The organism is Actinomadura luzonensis, from assembly GCF_022664455.2.
GTDB lineage: Bacteria > Actinomycetota > Actinomycetes > Streptosporangiales > Streptosporangiaceae > Nonomuraea > Nonomuraea luzonensis.
This window is the reverse complement of the sequence record NZ_JAKRKC020000001.1, coordinates 556,229-582,181: the sequence shown is the minus strand read 5'-3', so window position 1 is coordinate 582,181 and position 25,953 is coordinate 556,229. Positions and strand designations below refer to the sequence as shown.

27 protein-coding genes and 2 pseudogenes are annotated in these 25,953 nt (G+C 73.5%); 23 read left to right on the top strand and 6 right to left on the bottom strand.

Translation table 11 applies throughout. The features are described from left to right. The first annotated feature begins 1 nt into the window (after position 1). The 3 genes from leuD (at position 2) to MF672_RS02765 (ending at position 1,193) form a co-directional block, all read left to right on the top strand. On the top strand, positions 2-589 hold the full coding sequence (gene leuD / locus MF672_RS02775; RefSeq protein WP_242379190.1) for a 3-isopropylmalate dehydratase small subunit: 588 nt from the start codon (positions 2-4) through the stop codon (positions 587-589). Then, positions 568-795 carry an SCO5555 family protein gene (locus MF672_RS02770; RefSeq protein ID WP_242379193.1) on the top strand — a complete coding sequence of 76 codons (228 nt, stop codon included), beginning with the start codon at positions 568-570 and terminating at the stop codon, positions 793-795. Before leuD ends, MF672_RS02770 begins: the two co-directional genes overlap by 22 nt. A 98-nt stretch (positions 796-893) precedes the next feature. Beyond that, positions 894-1,193 carry an HU family DNA-binding protein gene (locus tag MF672_RS02765; RefSeq protein WP_242379195.1) on the top strand — a complete coding sequence of 100 codons (300 nt, stop codon included), beginning with the start codon at positions 894-896 and terminating at the stop codon, positions 1,191-1,193. Between the two features lie 87 nt (positions 1,194-1,280). Here the strand turns inward: MF672_RS02765 and MF672_RS02760 are convergent, their stop codons facing one another. After that, entirely contained in the window at positions 1,281-1,481 is a 201-nt protein-coding gene (locus MF672_RS02760; protein ID WP_242379197.1) for a hypothetical protein, read from the bottom strand. A 57-nt stretch (positions 1,482-1,538) separates the two neighbouring features. On the opposite strand from MF672_RS02760, the pseudogene MF672_RS52010 reads away from it, so the two are divergent. After that, positions 1,539-1,988: pseudogene (locus MF672_RS52010) on the top strand (MFS transporter); the annotation flags it as partial. Between the two features lie 52 nt (positions 1,989-2,040). After that, positions 2,041-2,283: a hypothetical protein gene (locus MF672_RS02755; RefSeq protein WP_242379199.1), complete on the top strand. Its 243-nt coding sequence runs from the start codon at positions 2,041-2,043 to the stop codon at positions 2,281-2,283. On the opposite strand, the gene cofC is transcribed toward MF672_RS02755, so the two are convergent. Then, a complete protein-coding gene (gene cofC / locus MF672_RS02750) occupies positions 2,267-2,914 on the bottom strand; it encodes a 2-phospho-L-lactate guanylyltransferase (protein WP_242379201.1) in 648 nt (215 codons plus the stop codon). The genes MF672_RS02755 and cofC overlap by 17 nt on opposite strands. A 128-nt stretch (positions 2,915-3,042) precedes the next feature. Between cofC and MF672_RS02745 the strand changes: the two genes are divergently transcribed. The 3 genes from MF672_RS02745 to MF672_RS02735 all read left to right on the top strand — a co-directional run bounded on the left by MF672_RS02745 (position 3,043) and on the right by MF672_RS02735 (position 5,897). Beyond that, the gene (locus tag MF672_RS02745; protein WP_242379203.1) at positions 3,043-3,699 is read left to right on the top strand and encodes a lysophospholipid acyltransferase family protein; all 657 of its coding nucleotides are present in this window, start codon (positions 3,043-3,045) and stop codon (positions 3,697-3,699) included. A 4-nt stretch (positions 3,700-3,703) separates the two neighbouring features. Continuing rightward, on the top strand, positions 3,704-4,714 hold the full coding sequence (locus MF672_RS02740) for an NAD(P)H-dependent glycerol-3-phosphate dehydrogenase (RefSeq protein WP_242379206.1): 1,011 nt from the start codon (positions 3,704-3,706) through the stop codon (positions 4,712-4,714). A gap of 85 nt (positions 4,715-4,799) precedes the next feature. Beyond that, positions 4,800-5,897 (top strand): D-alanine--D-alanine ligase family protein, encoded by a 1,098-nt coding sequence (locus tag MF672_RS02735; protein ID WP_242379208.1) that lies wholly within the window; start codon positions 4,800-4,802, stop codon positions 5,895-5,897. On the opposite strand, the gene MF672_RS02730 is transcribed toward MF672_RS02735, so the two are convergent. Continuing rightward, the gene (locus MF672_RS02730; RefSeq protein ID WP_242379212.1) at positions 5,898-6,326 is read right to left on the bottom strand and encodes a DUF3515 domain-containing protein; all 429 of its coding nucleotides are present in this window, start codon (positions 6,324-6,326) and stop codon (positions 5,898-5,900) included. It lies immediately after the preceding gene. A 25-nt stretch (positions 6,327-6,351) separates the two neighbouring features. Further along, positions 6,352-6,585: an Lrp/AsnC family transcriptional regulator gene (locus tag MF672_RS02725; protein ID WP_242379215.1), complete on the bottom strand. Its 234-nt coding sequence runs from the start codon at positions 6,583-6,585 to the stop codon at positions 6,352-6,354. A 47-nt stretch (positions 6,586-6,632) separates the two neighbouring features. On the opposite strand from MF672_RS02725, the gene MF672_RS02720 reads away from it, so the two are divergent. From MF672_RS02720 to thiD, 3 genes are all read left to right on the top strand, one after another. Beyond that, entirely contained in the window at positions 6,633-7,628 is a 996-nt protein-coding gene (locus MF672_RS02720) for a thiamine-phosphate kinase (RefSeq protein WP_302893146.1), read from the top strand. Between the two features lie 269 nt (positions 7,629-7,897). Continuing rightward, positions 7,898-10,057: a hypothetical protein gene (locus MF672_RS51205; RefSeq protein WP_302893145.1), complete on the top strand. Its 2,160-nt coding sequence runs from the start codon at positions 7,898-7,900 to the stop codon at positions 10,055-10,057. A gap of 26 nt (positions 10,058-10,083) precedes the next feature. Beyond that, on the top strand, positions 10,084-10,887 hold the full coding sequence (gene thiD / locus MF672_RS02710; protein ID WP_242379220.1) for a bifunctional hydroxymethylpyrimidine kinase/phosphomethylpyrimidine kinase: 804 nt from the start codon (positions 10,084-10,086) through the stop codon (positions 10,885-10,887). A gap of 109 nt (positions 10,888-10,996) precedes the next feature. Here thiD and rpmB read toward each other — a convergent pair whose 3' ends face one another. Next, on the bottom strand, positions 10,997-11,182 hold the full coding sequence (rpmB, locus tag MF672_RS02705) for a 50S ribosomal protein L28 (protein WP_049556934.1): 186 nt from the start codon (positions 11,180-11,182) through the stop codon (positions 10,997-10,999). Between the two features lie 202 nt (positions 11,183-11,384). Between rpmB and fakA the strand changes: the two genes are divergently transcribed. The 8 genes from fakA to mutM all read left to right on the top strand — a co-directional run bounded on the left by fakA (position 11,385) and on the right by mutM (position 19,239). Continuing rightward, positions 11,385-12,968 carry a DAK2 domain-containing protein gene (gene fakA / locus MF672_RS02700; RefSeq protein ID WP_242379223.1) on the top strand — a complete coding sequence of 528 codons (1,584 nt, stop codon included), beginning with the start codon at positions 11,385-11,387 and terminating at the stop codon, positions 12,966-12,968. 54 nt (positions 12,969-13,022) lie between these two features. Continuing rightward, positions 13,023-15,206: an ATP-dependent DNA helicase RecG gene (recG, locus tag MF672_RS02695; RefSeq protein ID WP_242379226.1), complete on the top strand. Its 2,184-nt coding sequence runs from the start codon at positions 13,023-13,025 to the stop codon at positions 15,204-15,206. A gap of 257 nt (positions 15,207-15,463) precedes the next feature. Then, entirely contained in the window at positions 15,464-16,033 is a 570-nt protein-coding gene (rsmD, locus tag MF672_RS02690) for a 16S rRNA (guanine(966)-N(2))-methyltransferase RsmD (protein ID WP_242379228.1), read from the top strand. A gap of 14 nt (positions 16,034-16,047) precedes the next feature. Then, entirely contained in the window at positions 16,048-16,524 is a 477-nt protein-coding gene (coaD, locus tag MF672_RS02685; RefSeq protein WP_242379233.1) for a pantetheine-phosphate adenylyltransferase, read from the top strand. A gap of 54 nt (positions 16,525-16,578) precedes the next feature. Then, entirely contained in the window at positions 16,579-17,148 is a 570-nt protein-coding gene (locus tag MF672_RS02680) for a YceD family protein (protein ID WP_242379236.1), read from the top strand. A gap of 1 nt (position 17,149) precedes the next feature. Then, complete coding sequence (gene rpmF / locus MF672_RS02675; RefSeq protein ID WP_033409409.1) at positions 17,150-17,329, top strand: 50S ribosomal protein L32; 180 nt, start codon at positions 17,150-17,152, stop codon at positions 17,327-17,329. Positions 17,330-17,624: 295 nt separating this feature from the next. After that, the gene (gene rnc / locus MF672_RS02670; protein WP_242379249.1) at positions 17,625-18,359 is read left to right on the top strand and encodes a ribonuclease III; all 735 of its coding nucleotides are present in this window, start codon (positions 17,625-17,627) and stop codon (positions 18,357-18,359) included. A 25-nt stretch (positions 18,360-18,384) separates the two neighbouring features. Continuing rightward, entirely contained in the window at positions 18,385-19,239 is an 855-nt protein-coding gene (gene mutM / locus MF672_RS02665) for a bifunctional DNA-formamidopyrimidine glycosylase/DNA-(apurinic or apyrimidinic site) lyase (RefSeq protein ID WP_242379238.1), read from the top strand. On the opposite strand, the gene MF672_RS02660 is transcribed toward mutM, so the two are convergent. Next, the gene (locus tag MF672_RS02660; protein ID WP_242379240.1) at positions 19,178-20,404 is read right to left on the bottom strand and encodes an MFS transporter; all 1,227 of its coding nucleotides are present in this window, start codon (positions 20,402-20,404) and stop codon (positions 19,178-19,180) included. The two genes, mutM and MF672_RS02660, sit on opposite strands and share 62 nt — an antisense overlap. A 92-nt stretch (positions 20,405-20,496) precedes the next feature. On the opposite strand from MF672_RS02660, the gene MF672_RS02655 reads away from it, so the two are divergent. The 4 genes and pseudogenes from MF672_RS02655 (at position 20,497) to smc (ending at position 25,921) form a co-directional block, all read left to right on the top strand. Further along, the gene (locus tag MF672_RS02655; protein WP_242379242.1) at positions 20,497-21,402 is read left to right on the top strand and encodes a LysR family transcriptional regulator; all 906 of its coding nucleotides are present in this window, start codon (positions 20,497-20,499) and stop codon (positions 21,400-21,402) included. A 26-nt stretch (positions 21,403-21,428) separates the two neighbouring features. Continuing rightward, positions 21,429-21,716, top strand: a complete 288-nt coding sequence (locus MF672_RS02650; RefSeq protein WP_242379244.1) for an acylphosphatase — start codon at positions 21,429-21,431, stop codon at positions 21,714-21,716. 190 nt (positions 21,717-21,906) lie between these two features. Continuing rightward, positions 21,907-22,101: a hypothetical protein gene (locus tag MF672_RS02645; RefSeq protein WP_090938435.1), complete on the top strand. Its 195-nt coding sequence runs from the start codon at positions 21,907-21,909 to the stop codon at positions 22,099-22,101. A 143-nt stretch (positions 22,102-22,244) separates the two neighbouring features. Further along, positions 22,245-25,921: pseudogene (gene smc / locus MF672_RS02640) on the top strand (chromosome segregation protein SMC). Positions 25,922-25,953 lie beyond the last annotated feature (32 nt).

Below are 25,953 nucleotides of genomic sequence, written 5' to 3'. Positions count from 1 at the left end.
CATGGAAGCGTTCACCACCCACACCGGTACGGCGGTGCCGCTGCGCCGCAGCAACGTCGACACCGACCAGATCATCCCGGCCGTCTGGCTCAAGCAGGTCAGCCGCACCGGCTTCGAGAAGGGCCTGTTCGCCGCCTGGCGCGAGGACCCGACGTTCGTCCTGAACGACCCGTCCTACGAGGGCGGCTCGATCCTCGTCTCCGGCCCCGACTTCGGCACCGGCTCCTCCCGCGAGCACGCGGTGTGGGCCCTGCAGCAGTACGGGTTCCGCGTCGTGATCGCCGCCCGCTTCGGCGACATCTTCCGCAACAACTCCACCAAGATGGGCCTGCTGCCGGTCGTCCTGCCGGGCGACAAGGTCGAGGCGCTGCAGTCGGCCGTCGAGGCCGACCCCAAGCTGGAGGTGACCGTCGACCTGGCCGAACGCCAGGTCCGCTGGGCGGGCGAGAGCGTGCCGTTCGAGATCGACGACTACACCCGCTGGCGGCTCATGGAGGGCCTGGACGACATCGGGCTGACCCTGCGTCACGCCGAGGACATCACCACGTACGAGAATGGTCGGCAGCCATGGCTGCCGACGACCGTCTAGAGGACGACGAACTGGCGCGGCGGTTGCGCGAGGCGCACCGCCGCGTCCGCCTGCTGCCCGCCGCCGAGCGGGAGCGGGGGGCCCGCCGCTACCTCGCCATCTGCGACCTCGCCAAGCGCGATCCCGGCCGGGCGGCGGCCCGGCTGGAGGCGTTTCTCTCCACGCTCGACACGCCACGCGATGGCGAAAACACCGTCGGTGATTGAGTTCCCCCGCGATCCCGCCTACTTTCGAGCCCGTAAGGGGTTTCTACGTCGAACTCGTGTGCTGGAACCCTGACCATGACTGGGGGAGCAGGACTTTCATGAACAAGCGAGAGCTCGTCGAGGCCATCACGGACCGGGTGGGCGACAAGAGGACGGCCACCGAGGCCGTGAACGCGGTCATCGACACCATCCAGAAGGCCGTGGCGAGCGGCGACAAGGTCTCGATCACCGGCTTCGGCGCGTTCGAGATGGTGAACAAGCCGGCCCGCACGGCCAGGAACCCGTCGACGGGCGCGGAGATCAATGTCGCGGAGAGCTGGGCTCCCAAGTTCCGCCCCGGTTCGGAGTTCAAGGACCTGGTGAACGAGGGCGGCAAGAAGAGCGGCAAGAAGAAGTAGCCGCGCGCTGATCGTCGCGCCCGGGCCGTCGCACGTGGCCCGGGCGTAGCGTTTTTCCAGGGCGGCGCTTTTTCCAGGGCGGGCTTTCTAAGGCAGCGGGAACGTGGACAGCGTCACGTAGGTGACGCGCCCGCCGGTCACCGCCAGGTTGACCCGCTGGCCGGTGCGCAGCAGCCGCAGCGGGCCCGCGTCGAAGGCGGGCGCGTCGAACTCCAGGACGGTCCCGTCGTCCAGGAAGACCGTGCCCGACCTGGTGGTCTCGTCGAAGCTGCGTACCGTGCCCTGCACGCCGACCAGCGTAATCGGTTTGCCCGGGCCGGGGCGAGCAGGCCAGGATGATCGATCATGGGGGGCGATTTCTGGCGGTTCGCGTGGGCCAACGGGGTCACCCAGCTCGGCACCCAGGTCACCGTCGTCGCGCTCCCGCTGACCGCGCTGCTCACGCTGCACGCCAGCGCGTTCCAGCTCGGCGTGCTGGCGGCGCTCCAGACGGTCGCGTTCCTGCTGATCGGGCTGCCGGCCGGCGTGTGGGTGGACCGGGCGCGCCGCCTTCCCGTCCTCATCCGGTCGGACCTGGCGCGCGGCCTCGCCCTGCTGTCGGTGCCCGTGGCGGCCTGGCTCGGCGTGGTGTCGCTGCCCCAGCTCTACGCCGTCGCGCTCGTGCTGGGCGTCGGCGCCGTCTTCTTCGACGTCGCCCACATGAGCCTGCTGCCCGCCGTCGTGCCGCGGGACCGGCTCGAACGCGGCAACGGCGTGCTGGAGGTCACCAGGAACGTCTCGGTGCTGGCCGGGCCGGGCGCCGGCGGCCGGCGGCGAGCGGGCGCTGCGCAAGGAGATCGCCGAGGGCGTGCGGTTCGTGCGGGAGGAGCCGGTGCTGCGCAGGATCGCGGTCGTCGGCGCGCTCATGATGACCGCCAACGGCGTCGCCGCCGTCGGGCTGCCGCTCTACCTGATCGACGAGCTGGACGTGGGCTCGGCCACGTACGGGCTGCTGATGTCGGCCGTCGCCGCGGGCGCCGCGGCCGTGCTGCTGACCGGTCTGTCGCACCTGGCCGTCGTCACCGCCCCGGCGATCAGGCGGGCGGCCTGAACCCCGGCCACAGCTCGGCCACCACCGCCGCCGTGTGCCGGCCCAGCCCCAGCGCGATGGCCGCACGCAGGTCGTCGGGGGTGTCCACGTCACGCCGCACCGAGTCGATGCCCGGCACGCACAGCTCCTTCGCCCCGCCCGCCAGGTGCTTGACCCGCGACTCCCCGCCGAAGCGCGGCGTGAACGCCAGGCCCGGCCGCACCCCGTAGAACGTGGTGCCGACGTCGAGCGCGTCCGGCACGAACGCCTGGTCGAACTCGGCCGCCGCGTCCAGCGCCGTCGCCAGCTCGGCCGGCCGCAGCGCGGGCAGGTCGGCCTGCAGCGCCCCCACCGCGTCGCCCGGCGCCACCCCGGCGGCGTGCGCGGCGCCGGTGCGGAGCGCGGTGTTCAGCCCGCGGTCGGGATCGCCCACCACCTCGGCCCCGAGCGCCGCGAGCGGCCCCGCAGCGGCCGGATCGGCCGTCACCACGATCACCCGCGCCACGGCGGGGCAGGACAACGCCGCCGCCACCGTGTCGCTCGCCACCGCCACGGCGAACCTGGTGCGGTGCGGCCCCGTCGCGTCGGCCAGCCTGGTCTTCGCGGCGACCAGCGTCTTGACCGGAATGACCAGTGACCACCGGAAGCTCATACCCTTAAGCATCGCGCCTCGACATCCTCGGCGGGCAACCGGGAGACTTGGGGCGCATACCCGAGGAGGAGTCCATGAGCCGCCCCACGCGACCGTCGCGTTTCTGGGAGACCCTGGCAGTCGTTATCGTGAAACCGCTGTCCCGGCTCCTGGTCAAGCGAGACTGGCGGCACGGCGAGCGCATCCCCCGCACCGGCGGCGTGATCATCGCGGCCAACCACCTTTCCTGGACGGACCCCGTCCTGCTGTCGCACTTCCTCTTCAACAACGGCCGGTGGCCGGTCATCCTCGCCAAGTCCGCCCTGTTCCGCGTCCCGCTGCTCGGCAGGGCGGTGACCGGGCTGCTGGCCATCCCCGTCGAACGCGGCAGCAGCGAGGCCGCCAAGTCGCTGCGGATCTCCTCGCAGCGGCTCCAGGACGGCTGCGCGATCCTGTTCTACCCTGAGGGCACCTGCACCCGTGACCCCGGCCTGTGGCCGATGGTGGGCAAGACGGGCGCGGCCCGGCTGGCGCTGGAGAGCGGTGCCCCCGTCATCCCCGTCGCCCACTGGGGGGCGCAGGAGCTGCTGCCGTACGGGGAGAAGAAGCCCCGCCTGTTCCCGCGCAAGACCTTCCACGTGTCGGTGGGCCCGCCGGTCGACCTGTCCAAGTACGCGGGCCGGCCCCCGCGCGCCTCCGTCCTGCACGAGGCCACCGCCGACATCATGGCGGCCATCACCGCGCAGCTCGCCGAGCTGCGGGGCGAGAAGGCCCCCGAGACCCCCTACGACCCGGCGGGGCGGTGACGGCATGACGAAAGTGGCCGTGTTCGGCGCCGGCTCGTGGGGCACCACGTTCGCGATGATCCTGGCGGAGGCGGGCAACGAGGTCACGCTCTGGGGGCGCAGGCCCGACCAGGCGGAGGTCATCAACCGCACCCACGAGAACCCCGAGTACCTGCCCGGCGTGCGGCTCCCGTCCTCGCTGCGCGCCACCAGCGACCCCGAGCGGGCGCTGCACGGCGCCGAGTTCGTGGTGCTGTGCGTGCCGTCGCAGACCCTGCGGCACAACCTGACCGCCTGGCGTGAGCACATCCCGCCCGGCGCGGTCCTGGTCAACCTGATGAAGGGCATCGAGCTCGGCACCGCCAAGCGGATGAGCGAGGTGATCCGCGAGGTGGCCGGGGTGCCGGAGGAGCGGGTGGCCGTCGTCTCCGGGCCCAACCTGGCCAAGGAGATCGCCCAGCGCCAGCCCGCCGCCACCGTCGTGGCCTGCACCGACGAGTCCGTCGCCGAGAAGCTGCAGGCCGTCTGCCACCTGCCGCCGTGGTTCCGCCCCTACACCAACCCCGACGTCGTCGGCGTCGAGCTGGGCGGCGCGGTCAAGAACGTCATCGCGCTCGCCGTCGGCGTCTCGGCCGGCATGGGCATGGGCGACAACGTCAGCGCCATGCTCATCACCCGCGGCCTGGCCGAGATGCAGCGGCTCGGCGTCGCGCTCGGCGCCGACCCGCACACCTTCGCCGGGCTCGCCGGCATGGGCGACCTGGTCGCCACCTGCAACTCGCCGCTGTCGCGCAACCGCACCTTCGGCGAGAACCTGGGGCGCGGCATGACGCTGGCCGAGGTGGTCGCGGCCACCAAGCAGACCGCCGAGGGCGTCAAGTCCTGCGAGTCGGTGCTCGCCCTCGCCAGGAAGCACGACGTGGAGATGCCGATCACCGAGGTCGTGGTCGGCGTGGTGCACGACGGCATGTCCCCGGCCGAGGCCGGCATGCTGCTGATGTCGCGCTCGCCCAAGCCGGAACGCTACGGGGTGTGACCGGTCGCGCGGGGCGCGTGAGCGGGCGCGCCGTACCGCGTGCTTGGCTCGCTGTGCAGGGGACACCCCGGTAGATTCGGACACCATGAGCAAGCCACGCGTCGCCGTCGTTTTCGGAGGTCGCAATTCCGAGCACGCCGTGTCCCTGATGGGCGCGGGGAGCGTGCTGGATGTGATCGACAGGAGCAAGTACGAGGTGGTCCCGATCGGGATCGCCCAGGACGGCAGGTGGGTGCTCGCCGCGTCCGACCAGCGCTTCGCCATCGAGGAGGGCGAGCTGCCGGTCGTCGACACCTCCGGGGCGGCGCTCGCGCTGCCCTCCGGCGGCAACAGCCTGGTGGCCTACGACCCCGGCGCGATCCCGGTCGAGCTCGGCGCCGTGGACGTGGTGTTCCCCGTGATGCACGGGCCCTTCGCCGAGGACGGCACCATCCAGGGCCTGCTGGAGATGGCCGGCGTGCGCTACGTCGGCTCCGGCGTGCTGGCCAGCGCCGTCGGCATGGACAAGTCCCACATGAAGACCGTGCTGGCCGCCGCCGGGCTGCCCACCGGCAGGTACGTCACCGTCCGCGACCGCGACTGGCGGCTCAACCGCGAGCTGGTGCTCAAGGAGGCCGAGGAGCAGCTCGGCTACCCCGTCTTCGTCAAGCCCGCCCGCGCCGGCTCCTCCCAGGGCATCTCCAAGGCCCACGACCGCGCCCAGCTGGAGGAGGCCGTGGAGGCCGCCCGGCGGCACGACCCCAAGGTGCTCGTCGAGGCCGCCATCGAGGGCCGCGAGATCGAGTGCGCGGTGCTGCAGTCGCCCGGCGACGAGCTGGCCGCCGCGTCGCTGCCCGGCGAGGTCAAGGTCGAGGGCGGGCAGGAGTTCTTCGACTTCGAGGCCAAGTACTACCCCGACCAGATGTCGCTGACCGTGCCCGCCGACATCCCCGACGGCACGGCCGAGGAGCTGCGGGCCATGGCGGTGCGGGCGTTCGAGGCGCTCGACTGCGAGGGCCTGGCGCGGGTCGACTTCTTCTACACCCCCGAGGGCCGGCTGATCCTCAACGAGATCAACACCATGCCGGGCTTCACCTCGCTGTCGGTGGCGCCGCAGCTCTGGGCGGCCACCGGGGTGTCCTACCCCGAGCTGGTCGACCGGCTCATCCAGCTCGCCCTGAACCGGCCGTCCGGCCTGCGGTGATCACCGCTGGGCGGCCATCCGGCCCACCGGTCCGGACAGCTCGGCGAGCACGTCGCCGGGCGTGTGACCGCCGCCGACCGTGACCTCCACGTACGCCGGGTCGGTCACGGCGGTGAACAGCGCCGGTCGGTCGGGATCGGCGAACCAGCCCACGCCGTCGATCTCCTGGAGCTGGTCGGTCGGCGCCATGCGGGCCGGCCGGGGAACGCCGCAGCGCAGCGCGATCGTGCCGTCCCCCCAGACGGCCACGTACGGCGACGCCGGCTCCGACTCGCCGCGCCCGGCCCCGTCGAGCGAGCCGGGCAGCAGCGTGGCGAGCTTGCCGCAGGCGGCCACCGCCGGGCCCTGGGGCGCCGGCGGCTCCACCCGGACGGTGCCGCCGCAACCGGCGAGCGCTAGGAGAACGAGCAGGACGGCGGCGGCACGCATGCGACACATACCTTCGGATGACGATTCAGATGTGGACGATCGGACACGTCAGCGTACGCGTGATCCCCTCCACCGCCTGAATCTGGGCCACGACGAGCTTGCCCAGCTCGTCCACATTGCGGGCCTCCGCACGGACGATCACGTCGTACGGACCCGTCACGTCCTCCGCCTGCGTCACACCAGGGATCCCGGAGATCTCCCCGGCCACGGCGGCGGCCTTGCCGACCTCGGTCTGAATAAGGATGTAGGCCTGCACCATCACGTCCTCCCGGGCGATTGGATCACGCCGAAGGGCCACCGTACCCTGTGTGCGTCAGGAGGTGCGTCATCACAGTCGGAGAACTCGGCGAATTCGGCGTGGTAAATCGTATTACCGGTCGTCTGCCCCAGGGTGCGGCGGTAATGCTCGGTCCGGGGGATGACGCCGCGCTGGTCGCCGCCCCCGACGGTCGCGTCGTGGTCTCCACGGACCTGCTGCTGGAGGGCCGGCACTTCCGGCGCGACTGGTCCAGCCCGTACGACGTGGGCCGCAAGGCGGCCGCCCAGAACCTCGCCGACGTGGCCGCCATGGGCGCCACCCCCACCGCGCTCGTGATCGGCCTCGGCATCCCCGCCGACCTGCCCGTGAAGTGGCTGGACGAGCTGACGGACGGTTTCCGTGACGAGTGCGCGGTGGTCGGGGCGAGCGTGGCCGGAGGCGACGTCACCCGGTGCGACCTGGTGGTCCTCGGGGTGACCGCGCTCGGTGACCTGGGCGGGCGGGCGGCCGTCCGGCGGGACGGGGCCCGGCCGGGGCACGTCGTGGCGGTGGCGGGGCGGCTCGGGCACGCGGCGGCCGGCTGGGCGCTGCTGGAGGCGGGGGCGGACACCCGGGGCGCGCTGGAGGCCGGCGTGGAGCCGCGCGGTGCGCTGGAGGAGGCCGTGGCGGCGCACCGGCGGCCCTGCCCGCCGTACCTGGAGGGGCCGCGCGCGGCCGAGCTGGGCGCGAGCGCGATGCTGGACGTCAGCGACGGGCTGCTCCAGGACCTCGGGCACGTGGCCCGGGCGAGCGGGGTGCGGATCGAGCTGGATCCGGCGGCGTTCACGGTGGGGGAGCCGGTGGCGGCGGCGGCGGGGATATTGGGGACGGATCCGCTCGAATGGGTGCTCACCGGGGGTGAGGATCACGCCCTTGCGGCGGCCTTTCCCGCCGGGGTGCGGCTGCCGGCGTCGTGGCAGGTCGTGGGGCGGGTGGTCGAGGGGGACGGCGTTCTGGTGTATGGGCGAGAAATGGGACGTGGGGGCTGGGATCACTTTCGGTGATGATCTGTCCCGATTTTTGGGATATTTTCCTGGTTTGGGGTACGACTAGTGGGATTGCTGTGACAACGGCGTAGCAAAGGTGTTATGAAGATTGGCGGCCACTGTAACCGGAAGAAAGGGCAGCCATGGGCCGCCACGGCACAGGTGGATCCGACGACGGGGAAGACAAGGAGAGCGGCAGCGCATTCTGGGGTCCTGACGAGCAGGCCGAGCCGCCGGGCTGGCCTTTCCTCCCGGACCGGCCGGAGGTCACGGGGCAGTGGGCCCCGATGCCACGCCGCGAGAGCGAGCCGCCGCGCGGGCCGCAGTCCGAGCCGTTCGAGACCACCGGCGCCTTCGCCGTGCCCACCGACTCCGCCACCCCCTTCCCGCCGGGCACCGACTCCGCCACCCCCTTCCCTTCTGGCGCCGCCCCCTCCGGCCCCTTCCCGCCCGGCACCGGTCCCACGGGCCCCCAGGGAAGCGGCCCCGCAGGCTCCCAAGGGAACGGCCCCGAGGGCTTCCAGGGGAACGGCCCAGCAGGTCCCCAGGGGTACGGCCCGGCCGGCCCACAGCCGAACGGCCCCCTCGGTCCGCAGGGGAGCGGCCCCGCCGGTCCGCAGCTGAACGGCCCTGCTGGTCCGCAGCTGAACGGCCCCGCCGGTCCGCAGGGGAGCGGCCCGGCCGGCCCGCACGCGAACCGTCCGGGCAGCCCCTTCCCGCCGCCGCCCGCGCCGGGCGGTGAGCAGGCCGGTCCCTTCGAGGTGACGGGCGCCTTCGCCCGCCCCTCCGACTGGGACGCCCCTCCCGGCCCCGCCTTCTCCGGCGACCCGACCGCCACCACCGGCTACCCCGGCGACCCGGCCGGTTCTCCCGGCTTCCCTGGCGACCCGACCGGCTCTTTCGGCTTCCCGGGTGATCCGGCCGGCTCCGGTTCTCCCGGGGATGCGGCCGCCGCCGGCTCCCGGGGCGATCGGCCCGGCCCCGGCGGCCCCGGGCCCTTCGGCGGGCCCATGACCGGCGACTTCGAGGTGCCGGGCACCTTCGACCGGACCACGCCGGGACAAGGCGACCAGCCACGGCCGGGCGACGGCTTCTTCGGCCCGCCCGCCGAGCGCACCGCCGCTTTCGGCGCCCCGCCCGGAACGGGCCCTCACGACCGTCCGGACGGCACGGGCCCCTTTGACCAGCCCTCCGGCACCGGTTCCTTCGGGCGGGCCGCTGGTGAGGGGTTCTTCGGTGAGCCGGGGCCGTTCGACGGGCCCGAGGGCCGTGACGGCGGGGGTGACGGGCATGCCGGGTCGCCGTTCGACGGCCCGTCCGACCGTACGGCCCGTTTCGACGTCCAGCCCCCCGTCTCCGCCGGCCCGCCGATGCCCGGCGACATCAAGGTGGCCGGCGAGCCCACCGCCGTCCAGGCCCCGGCGTGGGCGGAGGCTGAGACCGGCTTCCTCAGCTCCGGCTGGTCCGGCGACGGCGACCTGGACGAGCCGGACGAGCCCAAGGGCCGCCGCGCCCGCCGCAGGCTCGGCCGCGACGCCGAGGATCGGACCCGGGAGAACGGCCAGGATCGGGAGAACGGCCGGGACCGGGGCAGGGACCGGGAGGACGACCTCCTGGGCGGCCCGCCGTCGTCGGGCGGCGGCAAGGGCCGGGTGGCGCTGCTGTCCGTGGCGGCCGTGGCCGTCGTGCTCGGCGGCACGGTGGCGGGGGTCAAGCTGATGAGCTCCGGCGACCCGGCCAAGTGCGAGGGCGCGACGTGCGCCGCCGTCCAGAAGAGCCCGAACCAGCCCGGCCCCGCCGTCTCCGACCCGGCGACCGAGGAGGAGAGCGAGCCGTCGGAGGAGCCGTCGCCGGACGACGAGCGGACCACGCCCGCCGGACGGCCGACGCCCACCGCCTCGTACGTGGCCCGCGCCCCGCGCCGCACCAGCACGCCCACGCCCAAGCCCACCAGAACCAGGGTGAAGGCGTCCGCGCAGCCGTCCGACGACTCCGTCATCGAGGAGCCGACGGCCGCGGAGGAGAGCGACACGCTCACGCCGAACCCGCAGACCACGTCGGACGACGGCGGCGGCACCTCGGTCACCACGCAGCCGACCCCCGCCGGCACCGGCGGCCCCGGGCCGTTCGGGCAGGGCGGCGCGAGCGGCGGCTCGGTCAACGTCCAGCAGACGATCAAGCAGCGGGCCGGCACCTACTCGGCCAGCCTCAAGGTGGCCAACACCTCGGCCCGGACGCTCGACGGCCCGACGGTGTCGGTGCCGGTCGAGGGCCGGGTGCTGAGCGTGCGCGGCGCGACCTGGACGCAGGACGGCGACCTGCTCATCCTCGACGTGCGCGCGTCGCTGGGGTCGGGTGACGAGACCGAGGTCACGTTCACCGCCACGGGCGAGGGCGAGCGGGCCGAGACGTGCGGCATGGTCAGCGGGGAGTGCTCCGTCGCCTGACCGGCCGAAGCCGCGTGGGTGGTTGGATGGGGGACATGACGGTTTCGACCCCTCCACGCGTGCTCACCGTCGCCGGCTCCGACTCAGGGGGCGGCGCGGGCATCCAGGCCGACCTGAAGACCATGATGGCCATGGGCGTGCACGGCATGAGCGTCATCGCGGCGGTGACCGCGCAGAACTCGCTCGGCGTCCAGGGCTACTGGGAGCTGCCGCCCGAGGCCGTGCGGGCGCAGCTCGGCTCGGTGCTCGGCGACATCGGCGCGCAGGCGGTCAAGACCGGCATGCTGGCCTCGCCCGAGCTGGTCGAGGTGGTCGCCGAGGTGCTCGGCGGGTACGGGGCGCCGGTCGTGGTGGACCCGGTGGGGGTGTCGAAGCACGGTGACCCGCTGCTCGCGGCCGAGGCCGTGGAGACGGTCCGCACCCGGCTGATGCCGGTGGCGACGGTGGCCACGCCGAACCTGTGGGAGGTCGAGCAGCTCACCTCGGTCAAGGTGGAGGACGAGGACGGCCTGCGCCGCGCGGCCGACGCCGTCCTGGCCCTGGGGCCGGCCTGGGCGCTGATCAAGGGCGGTCACCTGCCGGGCGAGCCGGTGGACCTGCTGACCGACGGCACGACCGAGCACCGCTTCACGGCCGAGCGCCACGACAACCGCCACACGCACGGCACCGGCTGCACGCTCGCCTCCGCGATCGCCTCCCGTCTCGCGCTGGGCGACGGCGTGCCGGAGGCGGTGCGGGCGGCCAAGGAGTACGTGACCGGCGCCATCGCCCACGGCTTCCCGCTGGGCGCGGGCATCGGCCCGGTGGACCACGCCTGGCGCCTGCGCTGACCGCCCGTGCCCGGGCCCGGGCCCGGGCCCGTGCCCGGGCGCGGGCACGACGAAGGCCCGCCGCTCCCGGGAAGGGAAGGGCGGGCCTTCGTGCGTGACGTGCGGGAACTTAGCGGGTGACCTTGCCCGCCTTGATGCACGAGGTGCACACGTTCAGCTTCTTCGGCGTGCCGCCGATGACCGCGCGCACCGTCTGGATGTTGGGGTTCCAACGACGGCGGGTACGGCGGTGGGAGTGGGACACGTTGTTACCGAAGGTCGGCCCCTTGCGGCAGACATCGCAGACGGAAGCCACGGTATCGCTCCTTAAAACAGTCGATGTAGCCCTGTCCGCTGATGCTTTCCGGGCGGAGGGCATGCCGGGACAACCGGCCAGCCAGACGAGAATATCCGATCCACACCGTTGGGCGCGAACTGAAGCACTGGCCGGAGCACTCAGCGGCCCGGCACAGGGATATTCTCCTTCGACAACGGTAGCGCATACGGGAGGTTCGCGGATGAGGATCCTCGACCCGCCCGCGGTGCGCCGCTGGGCCCGCCTGGCGGCCGACGCCCTCGGCCGGGCCAGGACGGAGATCGACGCGCTCAACGTGTTCCCGGTCGCCGACGGCGACACCGGCACCAATCTGCACCTGACCCTGCTGTCCGCGGCCGAGGCCGTCGAGTCCCTGCCCGAGGACGTGGACGCGGCCGTGGTGTGGCAGACGCTGGCGTACGGCGCGCTGGTCGGGGCGCGCGGCAACTCCGGGGTGATCGTCAGCCAGGCCCTGCGCGGCCTGGCCGAGGTGCTGAAGGACGGCCACGACCTGCGGGCCGCGCTGCACCGGGCCGCCGTGCTGGCCAGGGAGGCCGTGGCCAGGCCGGTGGAGGGCACGGTGCTGAGCGTGCTGGAGTCGGCCGCGCTCGCCGTCCAGGGGCAGGAGCTCGACGGCGACCTGCGCGAGGTGGCGCGGCGGGCGGCGGGCGCGGCGCGGGCGGCGCTGGGCCGCACCCCGCGCCAGCTCGACGTGCTGGCCCGCAACGGCGTCGTGGACGCGGGCGGCGCGGGGGCGGCGATCGTGCTGGAGACCCTGGCCGCGGTGATCACCGGCTCGTACGACGCCCACTACGACGTTCCCGCCCCGGTCACGGGGGCCGCGCGGCGGCCGGGGACGCCGCCGCCCGGCGGGGAGCCGCCCGCCGGGCCCGGCTACGAGGTGATGTACCTGCTGGACGCCGACGACGCCGCCGTGACCGCGTTACGCGCCGAGCTGGACGCGATGGGCGACTCCCTCGTCGTGGTCGGCGGCGACGGCCTGTGGAACGTGCACGTCCACGTGCCGGAGGCCGGGCCCGCCGTCGAGGCCGGGATCCGGGCGGGCCGGCCGCATCGCGTCCGGATCACGTACCTGGCCGGGCAGGAGCCCGCCCGGCGCGCCGAGCCGGGCAGGGGCGTGGTGGCGGTCGCGGCGGGGGAGGGGATCGCCGCGCTGTTCGAGGAGTGCGGGGCCGTCGTGGTGCGCCGCGAGCCGGGCACCCGGCCGGCCCTGCCCGCCCTGCTGGCGGCGATCAGGCGGGCGGGCAGCGAGGTCGCGGTCCTGCCGAACGACGAGGGCACCGGCGACGTGGCCGCCGCGGCGGCGGCGATCGCCCGCGAGGACGGCCGCGCGGTCAGCGTGCTGCCCACCAGGGCGAGCGTCCAGGGCCTCGCGGCGCTGGCCGTGCACGACCCGCTGCGCCGCTTCGCCGACGACGTGGTGGCGATGGCGGACGCGGCCGGCCAGACCCGCTACGGCCACGTGACGACGGCCGACCGCGAGGCGTTCACCAGCGCGGGCCTGTGCCGCCCGGGCGACGTGCTCGGCCTGATCGAGGGCGACGTGGCGGTGATCGGCGGCTCGCTGGAGCGGGTGGCCGAGCTGATCGTGGACCGGCTGGTGGCGGGCGGCGGCGAGCTGGTGACCCTGGTCACGGGCGCGGAGGCGCCGCCCGCGCTGGCCGCGTCCCTGGAGGAGCACCTGCGGGCCACGCGGCCGGACGTGGACCTCGTCGTGTACGAGGGCGGGCAGGGCGGATACCCGCTGCTGATCGGCGTCGAGTGACGCGCCGGGGGATCGCGGGATTCCTGTCGGCCGCAGGCGGTAGAACTTAATGCCGTGAGCCGTTTCGACGAGCCTCTGACGAAGGCGCTCGACCCGAAGACCGCCAAGCTGCTGCACAGCGTGCTCGGCCTGGAGACGGTCGGCGACCTGCTGCGCCACTACCCGCGCCGCTACGCCGAGCGCGGCGAGCTGACCTCGCTCGACGCCCTGGAGGTCGACGAGCACGCCACCGTGGTCGGCGAGGTGACCCGGCTCATGCGCAAGCCGATGCGCAACCGCGGCGGCACCTGGCTGGAGGTCGAGGTCGTCGACGGCAACGGCAACAAGATCTACCTGGCGTTCTTCGGCAAGGGCTCGCACGTGGCCGAGTCGCGGCTGAAGCCGGGGCGGCGGGGCATGTTCGCCGGCAAGGTGGGGCTGTTCGGGCAGCGCGGCCGGCCGCGCTGGCAGCTCGCGCACCCGGAGTTCGAGCTGTTCGAGGAGGACGGCGAGGGCGGCGCCGAGGAGTTCGCCTCCGCGCCGGTGCCGATCTACCCGGCGGGCAAGGACGTCACGCCGTGGGCCATCAGGCGGGCGATCGGCGTCGTGCTCGACACGCTGGGCCCGCTCGACGACCCGCTGCCCGCCGGCCTGCGGGCCCGGCACAAGCTGCAGCCGCTCGGCGAGGCGCTGGCCGGCATCCACCGCCCGAAGGACTTCGCGGAGATGGGGCGGGCGCGGCAGCGGCTGAAGTTCGACGAGGCGTTCGTGCTGCAGTCCGTGCTGCTGCAGCGCCGCCAGGCGGCCACGGCCTGGCCCGCGCGGCCCCGGCCGCGCCGCGCCGACGGGCTGCTCGCCGAGTTCGACGGGCGGCTGCCGTTCGCGCTGACCGAGGGGCAGGCCGCGGTCGGCGAGGAGATCGCCGACGACCTCGCCCGCGAGCACCCGATGCACCGCCTGCTCCAGGGCGAGGTGGGCGCGGGCAAGACCGTGGTGGCGCTGCGCGCGATGCTCCAGGTGGTCGACGCGGGCGGGCAGGCCGCGCTGCTGGCCCCCACCGAGGTGCTGGCCCAGCAGCACCACCGCTCGATCACGAGCATGCTGGGCGACCTGGCGCAGGGCGGCATGTTCGGCGGCACGGCGGTCACGCTGCTGACCGGCTCGATGGGGGCGGCGGCCCGGCGCGCGGCTCTGCTCGACGCGGCCTCCGGCAACGCCGGGATCGTGGTCGGCACGCACGCGCTGCTCCAGGAGCACGTGCAGTTCGCCGATCTCGGGCTGGTGGTCGTCGACGAGCAGCACCGCTTCGGGGTCGAGCAGCGCGACGCCCTCCGCGAGAAGGCCGGCGACGCCCGGCCGCACGTGCTGGTCATGACCGCGACGCCGATCCCGCGCACGGTCGCCATGACGGTCTTCGGCGACCTGGAGGTCTCCACGCTGTCGCAGCTCCCGGCGGGCCGCGCGCCCATCACCACGCACGTCGTCCCGGCCGCCGAGAAGCCCCACTACCTGGAGCGCACGTGGGAGCGGGTGCGCGAGGAGGTGGCGCTGGGGCGGCAGGCGTACATCGTGTGCCCGCGCATCGGCGACCTGGAGGGCGACGAGGGCGACCTGCAGGCGGGCGCGTCCGGCGACGACGACCGCCGCCCGCCGCTGGCCGTGCTCGACGTGGCCGAGCTGCTGACCCAGGGCCCCTTCCACGACCTTCGGGTGGGGGTCCTGCACGGCAAGCTGCCGCCGGAGGAGAAGGACGCGGTGATGCGCTCGTTCTCGCGCGGCGAGCTCGACGTGCTGATCGCGACCACGGTGATCGAGGTCGGCGTGGACGTCCCCAACAGCTCCGTCATGATCATCATGGACGCCGACCGCTTCGGCGTCTCCCAGCTCCACCAGCTCCGCGGCCGGGTGGGCCGGGGCGGCCTGCCCGGTCTGTGCCTGCTGGTCTCCGACTTCGCCGAGGGCACCCCGGCCCGCGCCCGCCTCGACGCGGTGGCCGCCACGCTCGACGGCTTCGAGCTGTCCCGGGTCGACCTGGAGCAGCGCCGCGAGGGCGACGTGCTGGGCGCCGCCCAGTCGGGCAAGCGCAGCAGCCTGAAGCTGTTGCAGCTCCTGCGCGACGAGGACGTGATCGCCACGGCCCGCCAGGAGGCCGCCGCCCTCCTGGCGGAGGACCCGGAGCTCACCGGCCACCCGGCGCTCCGCGCCGAGATCGACCGGCTGCTGCGGGACGAGCGGGCCGAATACCTGGAGAAGACCTGACAGAGAAAAAGAACCCAGCCGCGGGGACGGCCTCCCCCCGAATGCCGTCCCCGGCTGGGCCCACCCTCGGGTCAGGTGCCGAGGGAACCGGCGTGCGGAAGGGCTCACGATCACGCCGGTCGGCCTTCATGTGGGTCACCTTGAAGGCCGCAGACTCATCATGCGCGGCCCCCGGGCGGAAACCAATCACCCTTGCTCGTTCGAGGACGACACTTGTCCACTCTTGACCTGCGGGAACATGCGAAAGAATGGGGCACATGACTCGGATCATCGCGGGGAGCGCAGGTGGCCGGCGGCTGGCGGTGCCGCCGGGGCGCGGCACGAGGCCCACCAGCGACAGGGCCAGAGAAGGGATCTTCTTGACGATCGCCTCCCTGTACGGCCTGGAGGAGGTCCGCTTCCTCGACCTGTACGCCGGTTCCGGCGCGATCGGCCTGGAGGCGCTGTCGCGCGGCGCGGCCGAGGCGGTGCTGGTGGAGTCGGACCCGAAGGCGGTGCGCACGATCAAGGACAACGTGCGCTCGCTGGGCCTGGCGGGCGCGCGGGTGGTCGCGGACAAGGCCGAGCGGCTGCTGGCCGGGCCGCCGGAGGGCGGGCCGTTCGACGTGGTGTTCGCCGATCCGCCGTACGCAGTGCCGGACGCCGGGGTGACGGCCGTGCTGGAGCTGCTGCGGGACAACGGGTGGCTGGTTGATGAGGGATTGGTGGCATTCGAGCGGGAAAGCAGGGGAAAGTCCCTGGTGTGGCCCGGGGGGTACGTTGAGGAGAGGGTCCGTCGTTATGGCGAAGCGTCCGTTTGGTACGGTCGCGCCGCCGGGAACCCGTAGACCTGGGAGGCGTCTTGCGCCGCGTAGTCTGCCCGGGGTCGTTCGACCCCATCACCAATGGCCACCTCGACATCATCGGGCGATCGGCCCGCCTGTACGACGAGGTGACCGTGGCGGTCCTCATCAACGTCGAGAAAAGCAGCCTGTTCACGGTCGATGAACGCATCGAGATCCTCCAGACCGTGACCAAGGAGTTCGCCAACGTCAAGGTCCGCAAGTTCCACGGACTGCTGGTGGACTTCTGCAAGCAGAACGACATCCCCGCCATCGTCAAGGGCATCCGGGTGGTCAGCGACTTCGACTACGAGCTGCAGATGGCCCAGCTCAACTACCGTCTGTCGGGCGTCGAGACGCTGTTCATGCCGACCAACCCCGAGTACTCGTTCCTGTCCTCCAGCAGGGTCAAGGAGATCGCCCGCTACGGCGGCGACGTGTCGGGCCTGGTGCCCGACCTCGTCCACAAGCTGCTCATCGAGCGGCTCAGGGGCTGAGCGCGACCTGCTATCCTTTCATTTCGGCCTTGTACGACGGCGATCGTTATCGCCATGCCTAGCGAGATCAGGATGACTCAGCACCTCGACCCCCGCTCCCCGTGGGTGATCTCCACTCATGACCTGGGCAAGCGGCCGGGCACGATGCGGCAGATGACCCTGACGCTCCCGGCACCGGCAGACCTCGGCGTCGACATGATCGGAGTCCCCAAAGACTCCGAAGTCGAGCTGGACCTCCGGCTCGAAGCAGTGATGGAAGGCGTGCTCGTGTCCGGCACGGCGCGCGCCCCGCTCGCCGGGGAGTGCGCCCGCTGTCTCGACCCGATGTCCTCGGACATCGAGGTCGATCTGCAGGAGCTCTTCTTCTACTCCGACGAGGACGCCTCCGAGGACGACTCGCTGCTCGACGGCGAGCTGTTCGACCTCGAGCCGACCTTCCGCGACGCGGTGGTGCTCGCACTGCCGCTGAGCCCCGTGTGCCGCGAGGACTGCGAGGGGCTCTGCGCGGAGTGCGGGGTCAAGCTGGCCGAGGCCGGCGACGACCACCGGCACCAGAAGATCGATGCCCGCTGGGCGTCGCTGCAAGGTCTGATTTCCGACAAAGATAACGATCAGGAGAAGTGACGTGGCCGTCCCGAAGCGAAAGATGTCGCGGAGCAACACCCGCGCCCGTCGCTCCCAGTGGAAGACGACTGCCGTCGCCCTGGTGAGCTGCCCGCAGTGCCGTTCGCCGAAGCAGCCGCACATCGCGTGCCCCACCTGCGGCACCTACAACCGCCGTCAGGTCATCGAGCCGTCCGCCTGATCCGCCGGCCCGACCGGGCCTGCCGGCCCCGCCGCCGCCCCTCCGGACGACGGCGGTCACCGCGCAGGTTTCCCGTCAGCAGTTGACGTGATGCCGACCGGGTGCCATTGTGCCTCGGTCGGCGTTACCGTCTCAGATGCGTGCGGCGGCGGTACGCCCGCGGCCGTGGTGGACGCCGGGGCTGACGCGTTCCCCCGACGCCCACCACGTTTTCGGGCATCTTCCCGCAGTCGGCGCGCCATCGCCATGAGGAAGATGTCCGAGGAGGAAGCACGTGGGCGCAGGTCCTAAGCCAGTGGCCGTCGAGGTCGCGAGGGACGAACTGGAGCGGGTTCTGTCGGTCGGCCTCGACGCCGACATCCTGGAGCGGGCGCTGACGCACCGCTCGTACGCGTACGAGAACGGCGGCCTGCCGACCAACGAGCGCCTGGAGTTCCTCGGCGACTCGGTGCTCGGCCTGGTCGTCACCGACACGCTCTACCGCAACCACCCCGACCTGCCCGAGGGTCAGCTCGCCAAGCTGCGGGCGGCCGTGGTCAACATGCGGGCGCTCGCCGACGTGGCCCGCAACCTCGGGCTGGGCCGCTTCCTGCGGCTCGGCAGGGGCGAGGAGGGCACCGGCGGGCGCGACAAGTCCTCGATCCTGGCCGACACGCTGGAGGCGCTGATCGGCGCCATCTACGTCGACAAGGGTCTCGACGAGGCGTTCCGGGTCGTCCACCTGCTGTTCGACCCGCTGATCGTGCGCTCGGCGTCGCTCGGCGCCGGGCTCGACTGGAAGACCTCGCTGCAGGAGCTCACCGCCTCCGAGGCGCTCGGGGTGCCCGAGTACCACGTCGAGGAGAGCGGCCCCGACCACGCCAAGTCGTTCACCGCCATGGTGCGGGTCGGCGGCGAGTCGTACGGATCGGGCACCGGGCGCAGCAAGAAGGAGGCCGAGCAGCAGGCGGCCGAGGCGGCGTGGACCCGCATCAGGGCCCGCCGCGAGGAGCGTGACAAGCAGCGCGAGAGCCAGCCCGCCGCGGGCTGAGCCACGCGACGGGGGGCGGGGTCGGATGCCGGAGCTGCCGGAGGTCGAGGTCGTCAGGCGCGGCCTCGAACAGTGGGTCGTCGGGCGCGAGATCGCCTCGGCGGAGGTGCTGCACCCCCGCGCGATCAGGCGGCACGTGCCCGGCGCCGACGAGTTCGCCGCCCGGCTGAAGGGCCGGACGGTGCTGTCGGCCGAGCGGCGCGGCAAGTACCTGTGGCTGCCGCTGTCCGGCGCGAGGGAGGCGCTGCTGGCGCACCTGGGGATGAGCGGGCAGCTCCTGGTCGTCGAGCCGGAGACGCCGCCGGAGAAGCACCTGCGGGTGCGCCTGCGCTTCGAGGACGGCGGCCCCGACCTGCGCTTCGTCGACCAGCGCACGTTCGGCCACGTCATGCTGACCGCCCTAATGGACGGGGTGCCCGAGCCGATCGCGCACATCGCGCCCGACCCGTTCGAGCCGGCCTTCGACGACGCCGAGTTCGCCCGGCGGCTGCGGGCCAGGCGCACCGAGGTCAAGCGGGCCCTGCTGGACCAGTCGCTGATCAGCGGCGTCGGCAACATCTACGCCGACGAGGCGCTGTGGATCGCCCGGCTGCACTGGGCCCGCCCGACCGAGACGCTCACCCGGCCCAAGATCGCCGAGCTGCTGGCCGCCGTCCGCACGGTCATGGCCGCCGCGCTGCGCCAGGGCGGCACGTCGTTCGACAGCCTGTACGTCAACGTCAACGGCGAGAGCGGCTACTTCGACCGGTCGCTCGAGGTCTACGGCCGCCGCGACCTGCCGTGCTCGCGCTGCGGCACCGCCATCAGGCGGGAGGCGTTCATGAACCGCTCGTCCTACTCCTGCCCCAGATGCCAGCGACGGCAGCGGCCAGCACGCTGAGGACGGCCGCCGGCCACATCGCGGCGGTGATCGACACCCCGTCCACCACCCTGCCGCCGAGCAGCGAGCCGAGCGCGATGGACAGGTTGAACGCGCTCACGAAGAGCGCCGTGCCCAGCTCGCCGCCGCCCTCGCGCATGATCCACAGCTGCAGCGTCACTCCGACGCCGCCGTAGCCGAGCCCCCAGACGACGAGCGCCGCCAGGGGCAGGACGGCGCCCGGCCCGCCGAGGGCCGGCAGCGCGGCGGTGGCGAGGGCGATGAGCGCGGCCAGCACGACGAGGACGGCCCGGGGGCCGCGGGCGGCGCGGGCCCCGGCGGCGAAGTTCCCGGCGACGCCGGCGGCGCCGTACAGCAGGAGGGCGGCGCCGACCAGGCCCGGCCCGGCGTGCGCGACCTGCTCCAGGAACGGCCGGACGTAGGTGTAGGCGGCGAAGTGCCCGGCGATGACGAGCACGGTCAGCACGAGCACGACGGCGAGCGGCCGCGACAGCCGGAACCCCGGCCGCGCGGGGGCGTCCTCGGGCGCGGACGGGAGCCCGTCGGCGTGCTCAGCGGCGGCGGGGCGTGCGGGGGCGTCGCCCGGCAGGGGCGGGAGGGTGGCGGCGAGCAGCGCGAGCAGGGCCACGGCCAGCACGCCCATCGCGGCGAAGGCGGCCCGCCAGCCGGCCGCCGACGACACCAGCGTCGCCGCCGGCACCCCCAGCACCGACGCCACCGACACCCCGCTCAGGATGATCGAGGTGGCCCGCCCGACCTGCCGCTCAGGCACCAGCCGCGCCCCCAGCCCCGCCGCGAACGCCCAGAACCCGCCGATGCTCACCCCGGTCGCGACCCGGGCCGCCAGCATCACCGCCCAGCCGGGCGCGAGCGCCGCCGCGAGGTCGGCCACGGCCAGCAGCGCCATGAGCCCGAGCAACAGGCTCCGCCGATCGGCCCGGCGCGCGGCCACGGCGAGCACCGGCGCGGCCACGGCGGCCACGAGCCCCGGCGCGGACATCATCAGCCCTGCCGTCCCCGGCGACACCCCGAGGTCGGCGGCGATCGAGGTGAGCAGCCCGACGGGCAGCATCTCGCTGGTCACGAGCGTGAAGGTGCCGAGCGCGACCGAGGACACGGCGATCGTCCGGGGCCGCGCCACGGTGGTTCCCAAGGTTGTCGTCATGCCTCTCAGCCTTCTTCCGGCCGCGCGGCGGGAACAATGGCGAAGTCCGAAGGCTTGGTTTAGGCAGGCTAAGCGATCGCTCGGAGGCAGGGATGGACTTCAGGGAGCTGGAGTGCTTCGTCGTGCTCAGTGAGGAGCTGCACTTCGCCCGCACCGCCGAACGGCTCTACCTGTCACCCGGCCGGGTCAGCCAGCTCCTCCGCGCGCTGGAGACCAGGATCGGCGGCAGGCTGTTCGACCGGACCAGCCGCCGCGTGCGCCTGACGCCGCTCGGCGAGCGCTTCCTGGCCGACCTCAGGCCCGCCTACGACGGCCTGGCGGGCGCCGTGAGCCGCGCCAGGGCCGCCGCGCGCGAGGTGACGGGCGTGGTGCGCATCGGCTTCCTCGCCACGCCCACGGACGCCGTCACGGGCAGCGTACGGGCCTTCGAGCGCCGCCACCCCGGCTCGTCGGCCGAGCTGGTGGAGATCCCGCTCTCCGACCCCTTCGGCAAGCTGCGGGCGGGCGAGGTGGACGTGGTCTTCACCCTGCTGCCGGTGCGCGAGCCGGACCTCGCGACCGGGCCGGCGCTGAACCGGGTGCCCTACCGGCTCGGCGTCTCCGTCCGCCATCCGCTGGCGGGCCGGGCGGGGATCGCGGCCGAGGAGCTGGCGGACGTCCCCCTGATCGGTCTCCGGGGGCCCGCGCCGCTGTGGTGGCGGGAGCGGTCGGCACCCTCCGTGACCCCTTCCGGACGTCCGATACCCCGCGCCGGCGAGGTGGCGACCGCCCAGGAGGGCTTGACACAGGTGGCGCTGGGGCGGGGCGGCATGCTCTTCTGCGCCCCCACCACCGAGCACCATCTGCGGCCCGACGTAAGCTTCGTCCCGGTCAGCGGGCTGGCTCCGTCGATCCTCGGGCTCGCCTGGGTGAAGGCGGCGGAGACGGCGGCGGTCAGGGCGTTCGCGGAGGCGGCGGCCGGGCACGCGCTCGGGGCCGGGGACGCCCTGGTCGCCTGACGGCCGCCCGGGAGGCGAGAGGAAAGATGTCGGAAAATTCGGAAAACGCCAGGTTGACGGCTTGGGTCCGGGGGAGAGTCCAAGGTGTCGGTTTCCGATGGTGGACCCGGGCCAGGGCACTGGAGCTGGGTCTGACGGGGTGGGCGCGCAACACCGACGACGGCCGGGTCGAGGTCGTCGCGGAGGGCTCGCGCGCGGACTGCGTCAAGCTCCTGGAGCTGCTCAGAGGTTGCGACACGCCGGGAAGGGTCGATGGAGTAGTGGAACGGTGGAGCGAACCCCGAGGTAGTTTGGGCGGGTTTGTGGAGCGGTAGCCGCTTTCGCTAAACCGCCCAAATAGGGTATAGTTGTATGTCGGGAGTGCCCATCAGTAGGACGCAGCGGTTTGTTCGACTTGACCGCCCACACTGCCGGTGCGACTCTTGTTAGGTACCACGCGCACCCCTCCCGCGGAATAGAAGTGCGCGAACCAGTCTGGTCACTCAGCGTGGAGGACCCTTTACCATGGCGAAGGCTCTACTCGGCCACGTCGGCGGTCCTGACCCTCGTATGGTCTCGGAGATGCGCCGCCTACAGCAGCGTATCCGTGATCTGGAGGCAGAACTCATCCGACTTCAGGCCACCAACGACGCTCTTGCGGCGCAAACCCGCGACGAGGCGCTAAGCCGCATGCAGGAGCGCGAGCCGGCACTCACCTGAGAGTGATCGGAGCGCAAGACCCAGGGACGTCTCGACGAGGCGTCCCTTGCTATTTGCCCTCACCCCGCCCGGCGCGAACTGCGCCGGGCGACCGGGACCAGTAGGCTTTCCCGGAAGTCCGGTCAGGGAGAAGGGGGTCGCGCTTGTACCTGAAGACCCTCACCCTGCGCGGCTTCAAGTCCTTCGCCTCCGCCACCGCCCTGCGGTTCGAGCCCGGCATCACCTGCGTGGTGGGCCCCAACGGCTCCGGCAAGTCCAACGTCGTCGACGCCCTCGCCTGGGTCATGGGCGAGCACAGCGCCAAGTCGCTGCGCGGCGGCAAGATGGAGGACGTCATCTTCGCCGGCACCTCCTCCCGCCCGCCGCTCGGGCGCGCCGAGGTGACGCTGACCATCGACAACACCGACGGCGCGCTGCCGATCGACTACACCGAGGTCACGATCAGCCGGCTGATGTTCCGCTCCGGCCAGAGCGAGTACGCGATCAACGGCGACACCTGCCGCCTGCTGGACATCCAGGAGCTGCTGTCCGACTCCGGCATCGGCCGCGAGATGCACGTCATCGTCGGCCAGGGCCAGCTCGACGCCGTGCTGCACGCCGGCCCCGAGGACCGCAGGGCCTTCATCGAAGAGGCCGCCGGCGTGCTCAAGCACCGCAAGCGCAAGGAGAAGGCGCTGCGCAAGCTGGACGCCATGCAGGCCAACCTGACCCGCGTCCAGGACCTCGCCACCGAGCTGCGCCGCCAGCTCAAGCCGCTCGGCCGGCAGGCCGAGATCGCCCGCAAGGCCGCCGTCATCCAGGCCGACCTCCGCGACGCCCGGCTGCGGCTGCTCGCCGACGACGTCGGCACGCTGCGGGCCACCCTGGAGCGCGAGGCCGCCGACGAGGCCGCGATCACCGCCAGGCGGGCCCAGGTGGAGGCCGAGCTGGCCGAGGCCCAGCAGCGCGAGGGCGCGCTGGAGGCCGCCGAGGCCGAGGCCCAGCCGCGCCTCGCCGCCGCCCAGGAGACCTTCTTCCGCCTGTCCTCGCTGCGTGAGCGCATCACCGGCCTGGAGCAGCTCGCCGCCGAGCGCCACCGGCACGCCCTCGACGCCGCCGCCATCGAGCGCCGCGGCCGCGACCCCGAAGACCTCGAACGCGAGGCGGCCGAGGTGCGCGAGCGCGAGCTGATACTCAAGGCCGAGCTGGAGCAGGCGCAGGAGCTGCTGGAGCAGGCGGTCGAGGCGCGGGCCGGGCACGAGGCCGAGCTGAGCGCCGAGGAACGGCGGCTCTCGCTGGCCGCGCGGGCCGCCGCCGACCGCCGCGAGGGCCTGGCGAAGCTGCGCGGCCAGGTCGACTCCGTACGCAGCCGCGCCCGCGCCGCCGAGGAGGAGATCGGCCGGCTCCGGCAGGCCGTGGCCGACGCCGAGGGGCGCGAGCGGCAGGCGAGCGACGATTTGGAGGCCCGGCGGCTGGAGGAGCCCGCCGCCGACCCCGCGCTGGCCGAGGAGCTGGCCACCGCGCAGGCCGCGGTCGAGGCGGCCAGGGCCGTCGCCGACGAGGCCAGGGCGGCGGCGGAGGAGGCCAAGGCCGCGCTGGACGGGCCGCGTTCCGGGCTGCAGGCGGCCCGCTCGGCGGTCGCCACGGCGCGGGCCGCCGACCAGCAGGCGCAGCGCGCGGCCGCCGCGCTGGCCGCCCGTCGCGACGCGCTGGAGCTGGGCCTGGCCAAGGCGACGGCGGCGCGGCCGTGCTGGAGGCCGATCTCGCCGGGGTGCTCGGGCCGCTGGCCGTCGCCCTCCAGGTCGCCCCCGGCGCGGAGGCGGCGGTCGCCGCCGTGCTCGGCCCGGTCGCCGAGGCGATCGCGGTCAGCACCCTCGACACGGCGGTGCGGGCCCTCGACCTGCTGCGCGCCAAGGACGCCGGCCAGGCCACCCTGCTGGTCGCCCTCCCGGGCGCCGCGGACGGCGCCAGGGCGGCCGCGCCGGAAGGGGCGCGGTGGGCGGCCGAGCTGGTGACCGTCCCCGACCACCTGCGGCCCGCCCTCGACCACGTCCTTCGCGACGTCGCCGTCGTCGGCGACCTGGAGGCCGCGCGGGCGCTCGTCGAGCGGCACCCTGAGCTGCGGGCCGTCACCATGGCCGGCGACGTCGTGGGCGCCCGCGTGGCGAGCGGCGGCGCGGCGGGCGGGCAGTCCGTGCTCCAGGTCCGGGCCGCCTTCGACGAGGCCGTCAGAGACCTTGAGGAGGCCGAGGGCCGGGCGGAGGAGACCGCGGCGGCCCTCGACGAGGCGATCGCCGGCGAGCAGCGCGCCCAGGCCGCGCTGGAGGCCGCCCAGGCCCGGGTCAACGAGGCCCAGACCGCCGTCACCACCGCCCAGGCCGGGGTGAGCGCCGCCCAGGGCGCGCTCGACCAGGTCAGGGGCCGCCAGCGCGAGGCCGACCAGCGCAACGCCGCCGCCGCCCGGCGGCTGGCCCAGCTGGAGGCCGCCGCCAACGCCGCCCGCGCCGAGGCCGAGCGCCTGGCCGCGAGCGTCGTCAAGGCCGAGGAGGCCCGCGCCGAGGGCCTGGAGGAGCTGGCCGAGCTGGAGATCCGGCTGGCCGAGGCCGAGTACGCCCAGGAGCTCGAGTCCGAGCCCACCACCGACCTCCGCGACGAGCTGGCCACCGCCTGCGAGGCGGCCCGGCAGCGCGAGATGGACACCCGCCTCCAGGTGCGCACCGCCGAGGAGCGCGTCAAGGGCATCGACGGCCGCGCCGACGCCCTCCTGCGGGCCGCCCGCCGCGAACGCGAGGAACGCGCCCAGGCGGCCGCCCAGCGGGCCAGGCGGCGGCGTCAGGCGGCGCTGGCCGAGGCCGTCAGCAAGGGGGCGCAGCGGGTGCTGGCCGTCCTCGCCGAGTCGGTGCGGCTGGCCGCCAGGGAGCGCGACGAGGCCGACCTCGCCCGGGTCGCCGTGGACGCCGAGCTGAAGCAGGTGCGCCTGCGGGTGCGCGAGCTCGGCCAGGAGCTCGACAAGCTGGTCAACCGGGTGCACGGCAGCGAGGTCGCGCGCACCGAGCAGCGGCTGCGGCTGGAGCAGATGGAGCAGCGGGCGCTGGAGGAGTTCGGTGTCGAGGTCGAGGCGCTGATCGCCGAGTACGGCCCGGACGTCCCGGTCCCCGGCGAGCCGCCGGTTCCGTACGTGCGTGAGGAGCAGGAGCGGCGGGCCAGGGCCGCCGAGCGGCAGATGACCCAGCTCGGCAAGGTCAACCCGCTCGCGCTGGAGGAGTTCGCGGCGCTGGAGGAGCGGCACGCGTTCCTGACCTCGCAGCTCGAAGACCTGAAGAAGACCCGGCGCGACCTGCTGACCGTGGTCAAGGAGGTCGACGACCGGGTGGAGCAGATGTTCGCCTCCGCCTACGAGGACGTCGCCCGCGAGTTCGAGCAGATCTTCACCCGCGTCTTCCCCGGCGGCGACGGCCGGCTGGTGCTCACCGACCCGAGCGACATGCTGACCACCGGCATCGAGGTCGAGGCCCGGCCGCCGGGCAAGAAGGTCAAGCGGCTGTCGCTGCTGTCGGGCGGTGAGCGGTCGCTGACGGCGGTGGCGTTCCTGATCTCGATCTTCAAGGCGCGGCCGTCGCCGTTCTACGTGATGGACGAGGTCGAGGCGGCCCTCGACGACACCAACACGCAGCGGCTGCTGACGCTCTTCGAGGAGCTGCGGCAGAGCTCCCAGCTCATCGTCATCACGCACAACAAGCGCACGATGGAGATCGCCGACGCGCTCTACGGCGTGTCGATGCGTGGCGACGGGGTCACGCAAGTCGTCAGTCAGCGGCTCAGAGAGCGCGAGTCGGCCTGATCGGTGTGGCCTGGGGCGTGACCATGACACTC